The sequence below is a fragment of the Curtobacterium sp. CFBP9011 genome (genome assembly GCF_034045095.1).
Lineage (GTDB): Bacteria > Actinomycetota > Actinomycetes > Actinomycetales > Microbacteriaceae > Curtobacterium.
This window is the reverse complement of the sequence record NZ_JAXCWN010000003.1, coordinates 78,137-91,503: the sequence shown is the minus strand read 5'-3', so window position 1 is coordinate 91,503 and position 13,367 is coordinate 78,137. Positions and strand designations below refer to the sequence as shown.

The following is a 13,367-nucleotide window of genomic DNA, read 5'->3' as shown; positions in this document are numbered from 1 at the left end:
GAGAACGGTTTTCATGTACCGTACTGCACATGTCGACCGTCCCGATCACCCTCGTCTCCGCGCTCCACGACGCCGATGCCGCACGCGTCGCCTCCCGGCTGTCGGACGGCCACCGGATGCACGCCGCGGGCAGTGCGCTCGCAGCCGCCCGGGCCGTTGCGGACCGGGCGGACCACCTGGCCGAGGTCTGCGGTCCTGACGCCCGGCACTCCCTCGTCGTCACGCTGCCGGCGTGGGGCGACGCCCGAGCGGTGGCGATGATGCTCGCGAACGCCGCCCGCGCCGAGACCGGCGACGACCGGGTGATCGACCACGTGGTGTCGGTCCTCCGTGCGGGCGACGTCGAGCACCTGCTCTGGTCCGGCGTCGACGACGCCTTCGTCGCCGCGGAACGGCTCGCGGCCCTGGTCGAGTACGCGACCGTCATCGTGCTCCAGGGCACCGAACGCCTGCCGGTCGCCCGCCGCCGGGCCCTCGTCGCCGTCGTGCACCGCTGCGCACCGCAGGCCGTCGTGCTCGCCGACGTGCGGCTCCGGAGCGCCGACGACCTGCCGGCCTCGAACGGTGCCGCCGCGCGCGTCCTGGCCGGGGCGGCGGGCTGGATGCTCGCCCTGTCGACCGACCACGACCTCCGGTTCCGGCACGCCGACGGGCTGACCGCCTTCCGCTACCGCGACCCGCTGCCGTTCCACCCCGCGCGGCTGGCCGACGTCGTCGAACACGACCTGGTCGCGGGGCCGCAGGGCCGGGTGCTGCGGTCGCGCGGGTTCTTCCGCCTGGCGTCGCGACCGGACCACGTCGGCTCGTGGTCGAGCGTCGGCGCGATGCTCGCCCTGGACCCGACCGCGAACCCGTCCTGGGACGAGGACGCCCCGATCGGCCAGGCGCTCTGGTTCGTCGGCGAGGGGCTCGACGTCGACCGGCTCAGCCGCGCCCTCGACGGGGCGCTCATCACCCCGTCGGAACTGCTGGCCGGCCCGGACCTCTGGCGGTCCTGGGCCGACCCGTTCCCGGTCTGGCCGGCACTCGACCGCGGCGAGTGACGCCGCAGCGCGCGCGGGGCTGCGAAACACCGGTGTTCGTCTGTCGAACACCCGCAGGTCGCGGTGTGACGGACGAACACCGGTGTTCCGCGGGGGGACGGACGGGAGGCGCGGGTCAGCGCCCGCGCTCGCCCGCCGGCTCCGGGGTGGCCGCGTCCACGACCCCGAACGGCAGGTCGCCGAGGTCCAGGTGGGGGTTGGTGTCCTGCGTGCGCACGAGCTCGCGGGCCTCGTCGCTGGTCTCCACGGCGGGCATCGAGCCGGGCAGTGGGCGCTGCGAGGACTCCTTCATGCAGAACACCCCGACCGCCCCGAGGACGCTCGTCGCCATGAGGAAGTACGCCGGTGCCAGCTCGTTGCCGGTCGCGTCGAGGAGCGCCTGCACGATGAGCGGCGTCGTCCCACCGAACACGGCGATGGCGATGTTGTACGCGAAGCCCATGCCGCCGTACCGCGTCGAGGTCGGGAAGAGCGCCGGCAGCGACGCCGCCTGGTTCGACACCCAGAGCGCGGTCATCAGTGCGAGCAGCGCCAGACCGAGCAGCGTCGACCACTGCTCGCCGTGGCCGATGAGCATGAACGCCGGCAGCACGAGCACGATCGTCGTCGCGGCGCCGATCCACATCACCGTGCGTCGACCGAGTCGGTCGGACAGCCGTCCGGTCAGCGGGAGCATCAGCGCCAGGAGCACGAGCACCGGGATCGTCAGCAGGGTGCCGTCGATGGCGGAGTAGCCGAGCGAGTCGGTGAGGTACGTCGGCATGTACGAGGTCAGGGCGTAGCCGACCGTGTTCGACGCGGCGACGAGCATCACGGCGATGACGATGGGGCGCCAGTACTGCCGGACCATCGCGAACACCGTGGCCGGTCGGCCCTCGGCGTCGGCACGGGCCTCGGTCGACGCCTCCTGCGCCGCCTGGGTGGCCTGGAACACCGGGGACTCCTCGATGCGCAGGCGGAAGTACACGGCGACGACGCCGATCACGCCGGCGAGCAGGAACGGCAGCCGCCAGCCCCACGCGGTCATCGTCTGCTCACCGAGGACGATCTGCAGGACCGTGACCACGGAGGCGCCGAGTGCGAAGCCCATGTAGCTGCCGAGGTCCAGGAAGCTGGCGAAGAACCCACGGCGGCGGTCCGGGGCGTACTCGGTGATGAAGGTCGTGGCCCCGGCGTACTCACCGCCGGTCGAGAAGCCCTGCAGCAGCTTGAGCACGACGAGCAGCACCGGCGCCATGACGCCGATCAGCGCGAAGTCCGGCAGCGCTCCGATGAGCACGGTGGACGCCGCCATCATGATGAGCGTCGTCGCCAGGACCTTCTGGCGGCCGATGCGGTCCCCGAGTCGCCCGAAGACGATGCCGCCGAGGGGGCGGGCGATGTACGTCGCCGCGAACACCCCGAGGCTGAAGAGGACCTGCACCCCGGGCTCGGCCGTCGGCAGGAAGACGCGGCCCATCGTGACGGCGAGGTAGCCGTACACGCCGACGTCGTACCACTCCATCGTGTTGCCGACCACCATGCCGCCGACCGCCCGGCGCATCATGCCCTTGTCGACGACGGTGACGTCGCTCTCGCGGAGGCGACGAGCAGGCCTGCGCCCGGGCCTCCCGAACGACCGGTCACTCCGTGGTGACCCGTCCTCCCGGATGTCGGGGCGCTCGGTACTGCTGGGGTCGGAACCCATCCGTCTCTCCTCTGGTCCGCTCGGCCGGTCGTTCCGGCCTGGAAGCAACAGCCGACGACGTTACCGAGCGACTGCAATGTCATCCAGCGGAGACTGCCAGGTTCGCAGCTGTCACCCGGACGGGGGTCATGCCCGATCAGCAGCCCCGTGCGGATCGGGCGGGACGGTCACATCCTGGTAACTTCTCGCCATGCCGATCGAACCGGACACGAAGAACTGGACCTGGGTCATCGAGTCGGCCTGCCCGGACTGCGGGTTCGACGGCTCGGCCGTGACGATCCGCGAGGTGCCCGACCTCATCGACGCGAACACCGCCGGGTGGCCGGAGCAACTCCGGCGCGATGACGTTCGGCAGCGCCCGGACGACGCGACCTGGTCGCCGCTGGAGTACGGCGCACACGTCCGCGACGTGCACCGGAAGATGACCGAGCGCCTCGAGCTGATGCTCGCCGAGGACGACCCGCTCTTCCCGAACTGGGACCAGGACGCGACCGCCGTCGCCGACCGGTACGACGAGCAGGACCCGGCGACGGTCGCCGAGGACCTGCAGGCCGCGGCTCGTCGGGCCGCACAGGCCTTCGCCGGCGTCCGTGACGACCAGCTCGACCGCACCGGGCGGCGCTCCGACGGCAGCGGCTTCACGGTCGCGACGCTCGCGGTCTACTACGCCCACGACCCGGTCCACCACCTGTGGGACGTGCGGCACGCGCGCTGAGCGATCCGGGCCTCCCGGCCGACGACGAACGCAGACAGCCGACCACAGACGGCCGCCGACCGTCGTCAGGCCAGGGCGTCGAGCAGCGCTCGCGCGGTCGCCGCATCAGTGACCAGCTCGTTGACCAGACGTCCCCGGACGGCGCTGATGATGCTCGGCACCTTGACCGCACCGACGGCGACGCCGACCGCGTGCGGCACGGCGGCCAGGACCTCTCGTGAGGTCCGCACCATCCGGTCGCTGCCCGGGAACTCGATCGGCTCCCCGTCCGGCCCGGTGAAGTTGAGGCAGACGTCGCCGGTCGCCCGGTCGAAGACGTCGTCGTCGACCGGCAGCCCGCGGGCCATCGCGTCCCGGGTCACGACCGGCGCACCGATGCCGAGGATCGCGCCCTTCGCCCGGGTCCAGAGCCCGACGACGTGCTGGAACGCCGGGTCCTCGTCCAGGGAGGCCCGGAGCGCCTCCGACGGCAGGGCCTGCGCGAACAGGAAGGTCGGGATCGCCCCCGAGCGCTCCGCGGCCGCTCGGGTGATCTCGTTCGTCTGGAACCACTGGTTCGGGTCCGCCTGACCGCCGACGGTCGGGACGAGCTGCACGCCCGGCATCGGCGGCATCGCCCCGTGCGCGATCGCGTGCACCGTGCTGCCGGACGACATCAGGACGGCGTCGCCCGGGGCCAGGCCCATCGCCGCCACCGCGGCGGCGACCGGCTCGGCCAGGTCCACGCCGAGGGTCGCGGCGTGCGTGACGGCGGCCAGGTGCACCGCCTGCAGACCGAGCACCACCTGCAGCCGTTCGGCCAGGGCGACGGTCTCGTCCTGGAAGGGGTCGACGACCTCGATCCGGACCAGACCGGCGCGACGGGCCTCGGACACGAGCCGGCTCACCGTCGGGCGGGAGACCCCGAGGCGCGTCGCGATCTCGTTCTGGGTGGCGTCCTCGAGGTAGTACATCCGCGCGGCCTGGTAGACGGTGTCGAGCGGGAACCGGGAGCGCTGGGCCTCGGGGACCGTCACCGACGTCGGCTGCTCGGGCGTGGCCGGGACGGGGACCGACGGGCCGGCGGACGCAGTGCTGTCGGACATCGAGCGCAGGCCTCCCGGGGTGTGGTGCCGTCGACCGGGCGTGCGGACGACACGGTGATCGTAGCGCCGGACGGCCGCACGTCGGCGGCCCGTGACCCCCGGCAGAGCACAGCGTTCTGTCGGTTGTCGGACGTACCGTGCTCGAGACTCCGATGCGCTCCACAGCGGGGTCCGACGTTCCATCGAGGGGATCCACCCATGAAGAAGTCCGTCTGGCTGCCGGCCCTGATCGCACCCGTCGTCGTGGCCGGTGTCGTCGCCGCTCCCGTCATCGCGCAGGCCGCGTCCACCCCGATCGCCGGGGACCACCCGACCGCGGCGGCCGTGATCGCCAGCATCGCGAAGTCCTCGGACGAGCGGTACTCGGGCAAGCTCTCGCAGACGAGCGACCTGGGCCTGCCGGAGCTCCCCACCGGTGCCGGCGGGTCCTCGCTCGAGGGCAACGCCTCGGACGCCCTCAGCCTGCTCACCGCGTCGCACACCGCCCGTGTCTACGTCGACGGGGCGAGCAAGCAGCGCGTGCAGGTGACGGAGCAGCTCGCCGAGCAGGACCTCATCCGCAACGGCAGCACCGTGTGGACGTGGGACTCGAAGCAGCGCGCCGCGACGAAGACGACGCTCCCCAGCCGATCTGCCCAGACCCCGGGCAGCGGCACAACGACGCCGACGGACGTCGCGGAGCAGGCCATCGACGCGATCACGCCGACCACCACGGTCTCGAAGCCCGTCGCGACCTCGGTCGCCGGGCACGACGCCTGGCTGCTGACCCTGACGCCGAAGTCCTCGGACACCTTGGTGGGTCGGGTCCAGCTCGCCGTCGACCAGCAGACCGGGCTGCCCCTCCGCGCGTCCGTCACCGCCGCCGGCAAGGACGACCCCGCGTTCCAGGTCGGGTTCACCAGTCTCGACTACGGCGCCCCGGCCGCGCGCCTGTTCGACTTCACCCCGCCGACCGGTGCGGACGTCAGCACGAAGGACCTCTCTGACGCGACGCCGGGCTCCGGTGCGCGGCACCACGGCGCCGGCAGCGCCGAGCGCCCGACCGTCTCGGGCAGCGGCTGGGACACCGTCGTGGCCCTCCCCGCGGGCAGCGCCGACCAGGCCGGGCTCGACGCGGACGCTTCCGGTCTCCTCGACCAGCTCACCACCGCGGTCGACGGCGGTCGTGCCGTCCAGACCTCGCTCGTGTCGGTCTACCTGACCGACGACGGCCGGGTCCTGGCGGGCGCGGTGCCGGTGTCGGCCCTGGTCGCCGCGGCCAAGTGACGACGACGCCGACCGGCACCGACCGCGCCGTCAGCACGGACCTCGCCGTCCGCACCGACCTCGCCATCCGCACCGAGGGACTCCGCAAGGTGTTCCACAAGCAGCGCGCGGTGGACGGCATCGACCTGACCGTCCCCCGCGGGTCGGTCTTCGGGTTCCTCGGACCGAACGGCTCCGGCAAGACCACCACGATCCGGATGCTCCTCGGGCTCTCGAGCGCGACCGGCGGCTCGATCCAGGTGCTCGGTGAGCCGATGCCCACGGCCCTCCGCTCGGTGCTCCCCCGGGTCGGCGCGCTCGTCGAGGGTCCGGCGTTCTACCCGTACCTGTCGGGACGCGCGAACCTCTCCCGGTTCGACGCCGCCGACCCGACCTCGGACCCGCGCAGCCGGAAGGAACGGGTCGCGTCCGCCCTGGACCGCGTCGGCCTGACCCACGCGGCCGACAAGAAGGCGCACGCGTACTCGCTCGGCATGAAGCAGCGGCTGGGGCTGGCGAACGCCCTGCTCACCCCGCGCGAACTCCTGGTGCTCGACGAGCCGACGAACGGCCTCGACCCGCAGGGCACCCGCGAGGTCCGCAACCTCATCCGCTCCCTGGCCGACGACGGCACCACGGTGTTCGTGTCGAGCCACCTGCTCGCCGAGATCGAACAGGTCTGCACGCACGCCGCCGTGATGCGGACCGGGCAGCTCGTCGCGCAGGGCACGCTCGACGACCTGCGCTCCGCCGGTGCCCGCACCGTGACGGTCCGCACCCCCGACGTCGGGCAGGCCGCGGTCGTCCTCGGGCGTCTCGGTCTGGCACCACGACGGGACGGCGGGTCGGACGTGCTCGTCGCCGACCTGGTCGCCGACGTCGAACCGGAGACCATCACCGCCGAGCTCGTCCGTGCCGACGTCCGCGTCCGTGGGCTCGCCGTCGGCGGCGGGACGCTCGAGGACCTGTTCGTCGCACTGACCGGAGAGGGATTCGATGTCGCCGGCTGACCCCACCCCGACCACCGCCGAGCGCCCGGCGACGACCGGCAGCGCCGACCACGGCACCGCCCCGGCCCGCCGGACACGTCCGTTCGCGCTGCTCGGCTCCGAACTCGCACTCGTCTTCCGGCGTCGCCGCACCTGGGCGATGCTCGGTGCCCTGGCCGCCGTGCCGATCCTGATCGCCGTCGCCGTCCGACTGACCACCGGCGAGGACAGCGGCGGCCCGGCGTTCCTCGGCGACATCACGAACAACGGTCTCTTCGTGGCGTTCACCGCGCTGACCGTGTCGATCCCGCTGTTCCTGCCGCTCACCGTCGGCGTCGTCGCGGGTGACACCGTGGCGGGCGAGGCGAGTCACGGCACCCTGCGGTACCTGCTCGTCGCGCCGACCGGCCGGGTGCGGTTCATCCTGGTGAAGACCGCCGGTGCGATCGCCTTCTGCCTCGCCGCCACCCTGCTCGTCGTGCTCGTGGGAGCGGCGATCGGTGCCGTGCTGTTCCGGATCGGCCCGGTGACGCTGCTGTCCGGCACGCAGGTGGACGGCTGGTCGTACGCCGCCCGTGCCCTGCTGCTCGCGCTCTACGTCACCCTGTCGATGCTCGGGCTCGTCGCGATCGGCTTGTTCGCGTCGACCCTGACGAACGTGCCGGTCGGAGCGATGGCGGCGACCGTGGTGCTCGCCGGCGTCTCCCAGGTGCTCGACCAGCTGCCGCAGCTGGACTGGCTGCACCCGTTCCTGTTCTCGCACCTGTGGCTCGGCTTCGGCGACCTGCTGCGCGACCCGATCTCGTTCGACTCGTTCGGCAGCAACGCCCTGCTGCAGCTCGGCTACCTGGTCGTGTTCGGGGCGCTGGCGTACGGCCGGTTCGCCAGCAAGGACATCCTCAGCTGAACGGACGAGGACGTCCCCACCACACGGTGGGGACGTCCTCGTCCGGCAGCAGGGTCCGCGCGACTCAGCTGGTCGAGACCGCGCCCTCGGCCCCGCGGGACGCCGGGGACCCGCTCGCGAGCGTGCCGTCGGCCTTCTCCTCCGCGTACTGGTCGCGCAGGTCGCGCGCCTTCTCGGACCGGTACCAGTCCTGCCGTGCGCCGGTCTCGACGGGCTGCATGCCGACGACGACCTTGCCGCGCGAGTGCATCTCGGCCAGGTCCTCGTAGGCGTCGACGATGTACTCGAACGGGTAGAAGCCCGAGATGAGGATCTGCACGCGGCGGTCCTCGACGGCCTTCGCCAGGAAGAGGATGAGTTCCTTCGCCTCCGGGTCGGACGCCGGGGCACGGAGGAACCGCAGTTCGGCGTCACGCCGGGCCTCGGACGAGACGAACCGCTTCTCGTCGACGCCCAGACGGAGTGCGAGCTCGTGGGCGGATTCGTCGCCGTGGTTGTCGATGAACGCGGTGACGGGCCGGCCCTGGGCGATCTCGGTGATCCGGGCCTCCTCACCGTCCCCGTAGGCGACGGGCAGGATGCCGATCTGCCGCAGGTAGTCGTGGTTCCGCGGGCTGCCGAGGCCGATCACGGTCGCACCGGCGTCGCGGGCGAGCTGGCACTGGATGTGGCCGACACCACCGGCGGCGGCGCTGATGACGACGGTGTCGCCGGGTCCCAGGCGGAGCTTCCGGACCACGTCGACGGCGGTGCAGCCGGCCAGGTACAGGCCGCCGGCGACCTCCCACCCGACGTGTGCGGGCTTCATGACGACGGCTTCGCGGGGCACCACGACCCAGGTCGCGTGCGAGCCGCCCTCGGGCGCGTGACCCATGACCTCGTCACCGACGCGCACGTCTTTGACGCCCGCACCCCGGGCCCGGACGATGCCGGCGAGGTCGACGCCCTGGCGGGCCGGGAACTCGACCTGGATGTGGTCCTGCAGCTTGCCCTCGCGGAGGAACCGCTCGATGTGGTTCAGGCCGGCGGAGATGACCTCGACGACCACCTCGCCGGGTCCGGGCGTGGGTCGCTCCTGTGGCACGACCTCGACCACGTCGAAGTCGCCGTACCGCTCGTACTGCACTGCGCTACCAGTTCGCATGTCACCCTCCTCGGGACGTCGTGCGTCCGTCCTACTCGCCTCCGGCACGGCTCCGTCCGCGGATGTGGGGTTCTCGCAGGGAGCGGTCCGGATCCTGAGGACCCGTCGGGACGGGTCGGCACCCGCTGGGGACGGGCCGGACGGGAGGCGCGGGGCGGCACCGCCACGGGCCTCCCGTCCGTCTGCCGGTGCGTCACGCACCCGACGCCGGGTGGTCGTTCGGGGGCGACGCCAGGGGCTGGCTCAGGAGGGGCCGAACGCCTGGGCGATCCGCGCGGACGCCTCGGCGTCGAGGTGCAGGGCCTGCTGGTCGGCGTCGGGACGGGGCAGCCGGACCGGCGTCGACCAGAGCGACCCGTCGGCGGCGAGGTCGACGACGAGCGCGCCCGTGCCGACGAGCGCGGTCTCCTGCTCGTACGGGCCGGCGACGTCGTTGTCGTTCGCGACACCCGGCGCCACCAGCACCGGCACGCCCGCGAGCGACCCGGCGAAGTGGTGGTGGTAGTGGCCGCCGAGGACGACCCGCACGTCGGTGCCCCGCAGCACCTCGGCGAGGTCCTCGGGGTTCCGGAGCTTCAGCGCGTCGTGCAGTGACGTCGGCGCGGGCAGCGGCGGGTGGTGCAGGACGACGACGGACCCGTGCTCGGACGGCTCGGCGAGCACGGTGCGCAGGTGCTCGAGGACCGACTCGCTCAGTTCGCCGTACCCGGCGCCCGGGACGCTCGTGTCGACGGTGACGATCCGCCGCCCGGCCACCAGGGACTGGCCCCGCACCGGGACGGACGGGTCGTGGTGCTCCATCGTGTGCATGAGCGGCTGGCCGCCCTCGCCGAGGACGTGCCCGTTGATCAGGACCTGCCGGAACCCGGCGCGCTGGTCGTGGTTGCCGGGCACCGTGACGAACGCGGCGCCGTGCCGCCCAGCCCAGTCGCCGACCATCTGCCGGACCGTCCGGTAGGACTCGGGCGAGCCGTCCTCGGAGACGTCGCCGGAGATGACGACCAGGCCGACACCGGGCACGGCGTCGAGGTGCGCGAGCAGTGCACCGAGCGCCGCCGTCGTGTCGACCGTGCCCTGGTGGAGGGTGCCGTCGCCGGTCAGGTGCGTGTCCGACAGGTGCAGGATGCGGAGTGTTCCGGGTACGGGAGTCTGCATGTCGCACACCGTAGCCGGGACGCGCATCAGCGGGCTGTCGGCAGGGTTACCGTTGTCCGGTGATCGACCTGCGCTCCGACACCGTGACCCGTCCGACCCCGGCGATGCGCCGCGCGATGGCCGAGGCCGAGGTCGGCGACGACGTCTTCGGGGAGGACCCGGAGACCACCCTGCTCGAGCAGGAGGTCGCGGCGCTGCTGGGGCACGAGGCCGGGCTGTTCACGCCGTCCGGCTCGATGGCGAACCAGCTCGGGCTGCGGCTGCTCGTCGGCCCGGGCGAGGAACTGCTCGCCGACGTGCAGGCCCACGTCGTCCGCGCCGAACTCGGGGCGGCCGCGGTGTTCTCCGGCATCACGACGCGGACCTGGGCCTCCGAGCGCGGTCGCCTGGTCGCGCGGTCGGTGGCCGAGATCGCCGAGCCGAACGCCGGCGCCTACTCGGTGTCCACCACGGCGATCGCGGTCGAGAACACGCACAACTTCGGCGGCGGTACGGTCCAGCCGCCGGACCAGGTGCGCGCGGTGCAGGACTTCGCCCGCGAGCACGGCATCGGCCTGCACCTGGACGGCGCCCGGCTGTGGAACGCCCACGTCGCGTCGGGCACCCCCTTCCCGGAGCTCGCCGGCGGGTTCGACACCGTGTCCGTCTGCCTGTCGAAGGGCCTCGGCGCCCCGGTCGGGTCGGTGCTCGTCAGCACGGCGGAACGCATCGCCGCCGCCCGGATCTGGCGGAAGCGGTACGGCGGCGGCATGCGCCAGACCGGCATCCTGGCCGCCGGTGCCCGGTACGCCCTGCGCTCGCACGTCGACCGGCTGGCGGAGGACCACGCGAACGCCCGGGTGATCGCGGCGGCGCTCGACGTCGACCCGGCGACGGTCGACACGAACATCGTCTTCGCCGAGGTGTCCGACCCGGCGGCGTTCGTCGCCGCGGCGGCCGACGCCGGTGTCCGGGTGATGCAGCTCGGGCGGACGACGGTCCGACTCGTGACGCACCTCGACGTCTCGGCCGCGGACGCCGAGCACGCGGCCCGGGTGCTCGCGACGCTGCCCCGCTGAACGAGCGCGGCTGAACGCGACCGGGCTGAACGCCACTGGCTGACGGACCGGAGGCACCGCGCACGACGCGAGCCGCGCCTCCCGGCCGTCAGACGGCGTCGGTAGGGTCGGCACGCGAGGAAGGGGTCCACCGTGGCCGGAGCAGGCATCAGCGTCCGCGACTTCGTCATGCGCTTCGGGGACCGGAACGTCGTCGACGGCCTGACGTTCGACATCGCGCCCGGCGAGACCTTCGGCCTGCTCGGCAGCAACGGCTCCGGCAAGACCACGACGATCCGCGCGCTGCTCGGCATCACCGCGCCGACCGCCGGCACCCTGACGATCGACGGCGAACCGTACCGACCCGCCACCGGTGGGATCGGCTACCTACCGGAGGAGCGCGGGCTCTACCGGAAGGAGACCGTCATCGACGTCATGACGTACTTCGCGGCCCTGCGCGGGACGCCCCGGGGCCCGGCGACACGGTGGTCGACGGAGTACCTGGAACGCGTCGGCCTGGCGGACAAGGCGAAGGTCCGGATCGACAAGCTCTCGGGCGGACAGCAGCAGAAGGTGCAGCTCGGCATCACGATCATGGACCGGCCGCGCCTGCTGATCCTCGACGAACCGACGAAGGGCCTCGACCCGGTGAACCGGCGGCTGCTCCTCGACCTGGTCGACGAGCGGAAGGCGGACGGCGCGACCGTCATCCTCGTCACCCACCACATGGACGAGGTGGAACGGCTCTGCGACCGGATCCTGCTCCTCAAGGACGGGGTGGCCGCCGCGTACGGCACGATCCCCGACGTGCAGGACGCGTTCGGCGGGGCGGTCGCGAAGGTCGCCCTGAGCGGGCCGGTCCCCCGGTCCGAGCGGTACCGGCTCGCCCGGCACGAGGGGCACGTCGCCTACCTGGTCCCCACCGCGGCGGCGACACCGGACGGGTCGGACATCCTCGCCGAACTCGTGTCCGCCGGCGTCCACGTCACCGGGTTCGAGATGCGCCGGATCCCCCTCGACGAGATCTTCGTGCAGCTGTACGGGCACGACGCCGACGCGGACGCCGCCCGCACCGTGGTCGGAGCCGGGCGATGAGCCGTCTGGGAACCGTCGTCCGGTTCGAGTTCGTCCGCGCCGTCAAGAAGCCCGCGTTCTGGATCGGGACCCTGGCCCTGCCGCTGGTCGTCATCGTCGTGTCGCTGCTCGTCGGGGTCGGTCAGGCCGCCGGCACCGACTCCGCGATCTCCAGCGGGTCGGCCGCCCGGACGCCGTTCCACTACGTCGACCACTCCGGGCTGGTGTCCCAGAAGGTGGCGGCGAAGTGGGGCGGGTCCCCCTCGACCGACCCCGCGGCAGACCGTGCGGCGGTCCGCGCCGGTCGCCTCGACGCCTTCATCGCGTTCCCCGCGACGCCGTCCACCACCCCCGTCACGGTGCTCGGAGCGGACCGCGGGCTGTTCGCCAACACCGGGTACTCGGCCCTGGCGGAACGGGTGCTGGAGCAGAGCGTCGCGGCGCAGGTGGACGACGCCGAAGCCGTGCACATCCTGCGGTCCCCACCCCAGGCGACGGTCACCACCTACGCCGACGGCCGGGTCGCGCCGGGCTGGCTGTCGATCGTGCCGCCGCTGCTCTACGTCGCCGCGTTCTTCGGGCTCGTGATCCTGCTCGCCGCCCGGATGGTCACCGTCGTGGTCGAGGAGAAGGAGAACCGCATCTCCGAGATGATCCTGACCACCGTCACGGCGGGCACCCTGATCCGCGGCAAGGTCATCGCGATGCTGCTGGTCGGGCTCGTCCAGGTCGGTGTGTTCCTGGTGCCCGGTCTGCTGTCGCTCGCCGTGCTGCTGCCGCTGGTCGCCGGGCGGGTGGGCTCGTTCGCACTCGACCCGTGGCGGATGGTGGCCGGAGCACTGCTGCTCGTCGGCGGGGTGCTGCTGGCCTCAGCGTTGTTCGTGGCGGTCGGTGCCTCGGTGCCGACGATCAAGGACGCCTCGACGCTGCAGTCGGCGGCGCTGTTCGCGGTGATCATCCCGCTCTACGCCGCCTTCTTCGTCATGACGACACCGTCGTCGCCGATCGCCGCCTTCTTCACGTACTTCCCGACGTTCACGCCGGTGACCGCGATGGTGCGGAACGCGGTGGGGTCGCTGTCCGTGGTCGAGACGATCGCCTGCATCGTCGAGGTGTTCGTGGTCGCGGGCGTGCTGCTCTGGTTCGCGGAGTACCTGTTCCGGCACTCGGTCGCCCAGTACGGGTCGAAGGTGAGCTTGAAGCAGATCGCCGGGTGGCGGCGGTCGAAGGCGCTGCCGCGCTCGCGCTGACGCGCGGGTCCGGCTGCCAGGGCGGCGCGCTCCGCC

At 72.7% G+C, this 13,367-nt stretch carries 12 protein-coding genes; 8 read left to right on the top strand and 4 right to left on the bottom strand.

The window, feature by feature from the left end:
* Positions 1-29: 29 nt before the first annotated feature.
* The gene (locus SOM35_RS07680) at positions 30-1,043 is read left to right on the top strand and encodes a GTP-binding protein (RefSeq protein WP_111074733.1); all 1,014 of its coding nucleotides are present in this window, start codon (positions 30-32) and stop codon (positions 1,041-1,043) included.
* Positions 1,044-1,158: 115 nt separating this feature from the next.
* Here SOM35_RS07680 and SOM35_RS07675 read toward each other — a convergent pair whose 3' ends face one another.
* The gene (locus SOM35_RS07675) at positions 1,159-2,730 is read right to left on the bottom strand and encodes an MFS transporter (RefSeq protein ID WP_320514970.1); all 1,572 of its coding nucleotides are present in this window, start codon (positions 2,728-2,730) and stop codon (positions 1,159-1,161) included.
* Positions 2,731-2,920: 190 nt separating this feature from the next.
* Here SOM35_RS07675 and SOM35_RS07670 point away from each other — a divergent pair, with 190 nt between their 5' ends.
* Positions 2,921-3,445 carry a DinB family protein gene (locus SOM35_RS07670; protein WP_320514969.1) on the top strand — a complete coding sequence of 175 codons (525 nt, stop codon included), beginning with the start codon at positions 2,921-2,923 and terminating at the stop codon, positions 3,443-3,445.
* A 65-nt stretch (positions 3,446-3,510) separates the two neighbouring features.
* Here the strand turns inward: SOM35_RS07670 and SOM35_RS07665 are convergent, their stop codons facing one another.
* Positions 3,511-4,530: a sugar-binding transcriptional regulator gene (locus SOM35_RS07665; protein ID WP_320514968.1), complete on the bottom strand. Its 1,020-nt coding sequence runs from the start codon at positions 4,528-4,530 to the stop codon at positions 3,511-3,513.
* Between the two features lie 198 nt (positions 4,531-4,728).
* Here SOM35_RS07665 and SOM35_RS07660 point away from each other — a divergent pair, with 198 nt between their 5' ends.
* The 3 genes from SOM35_RS07660 to SOM35_RS07650 are packed head-to-tail and all read left to right on the top strand — an operon-like array spanning position 4,729 to position 7,671.
* Entirely contained in the window at positions 4,729-5,796 is a 1,068-nt protein-coding gene (locus SOM35_RS07660; protein ID WP_320514967.1) for a LolA family protein, read from the top strand.
* Entirely contained in the window at positions 5,793-6,785 is a 993-nt protein-coding gene (locus SOM35_RS07655) for an ABC transporter ATP-binding protein (RefSeq protein ID WP_320514966.1), read from the top strand. Before SOM35_RS07660 ends, SOM35_RS07655 begins: the two co-directional genes overlap by 4 nt.
* The gene (locus tag SOM35_RS07650) at positions 6,772-7,671 is read left to right on the top strand and encodes an ABC transporter permease (protein ID WP_320514965.1); all 900 of its coding nucleotides are present in this window, start codon (positions 6,772-6,774) and stop codon (positions 7,669-7,671) included. The genes SOM35_RS07655 and SOM35_RS07650 overlap by 14 nt, the downstream gene beginning before the upstream one ends.
* Before the next feature lie 64 nt (positions 7,672-7,735).
* Here the strand turns inward: SOM35_RS07650 and SOM35_RS07645 are convergent, their stop codons facing one another.
* A complete protein-coding gene (locus SOM35_RS07645) occupies positions 7,736-8,815 on the bottom strand; it encodes an NADP-dependent oxidoreductase (RefSeq protein WP_320514964.1) in 1,080 nt (359 codons plus the stop codon).
* A 243-nt stretch (positions 8,816-9,058) separates the two neighbouring features.
* Entirely contained in the window at positions 9,059-9,970 is a 912-nt protein-coding gene (locus SOM35_RS07640) for a metallophosphoesterase (protein WP_320514963.1), read from the bottom strand.
* A gap of 59 nt (positions 9,971-10,029) precedes the next feature.
* Between SOM35_RS07640 and SOM35_RS07635 the strand changes: the two genes are divergently transcribed.
* The 3 genes from SOM35_RS07635 to SOM35_RS07625 all read left to right on the top strand — a co-directional run bounded on the left by SOM35_RS07635 (position 10,030) and on the right by SOM35_RS07625 (position 13,331).
* Complete coding sequence (locus SOM35_RS07635; RefSeq protein ID WP_320514962.1) at positions 10,030-11,028, top strand: threonine aldolase family protein; 999 nt, start codon at positions 10,030-10,032, stop codon at positions 11,026-11,028.
* 168 nt (positions 11,029-11,196) lie between these two features.
* Positions 11,197-12,102 (top strand): ABC transporter ATP-binding protein, encoded by a 906-nt coding sequence (locus SOM35_RS07630; RefSeq protein WP_414648565.1) that lies wholly within the window; start codon positions 11,197-11,199, stop codon positions 12,100-12,102.
* Entirely contained in the window at positions 12,099-13,331 is a 1,233-nt protein-coding gene (locus SOM35_RS07625) for an ABC transporter permease (protein ID WP_320514960.1), read from the top strand. The genes SOM35_RS07630 and SOM35_RS07625 overlap by 4 nt, the downstream gene beginning before the upstream one ends.
* The last annotated feature ends 36 nt before the right edge of the window (positions 13,332-13,367 follow it).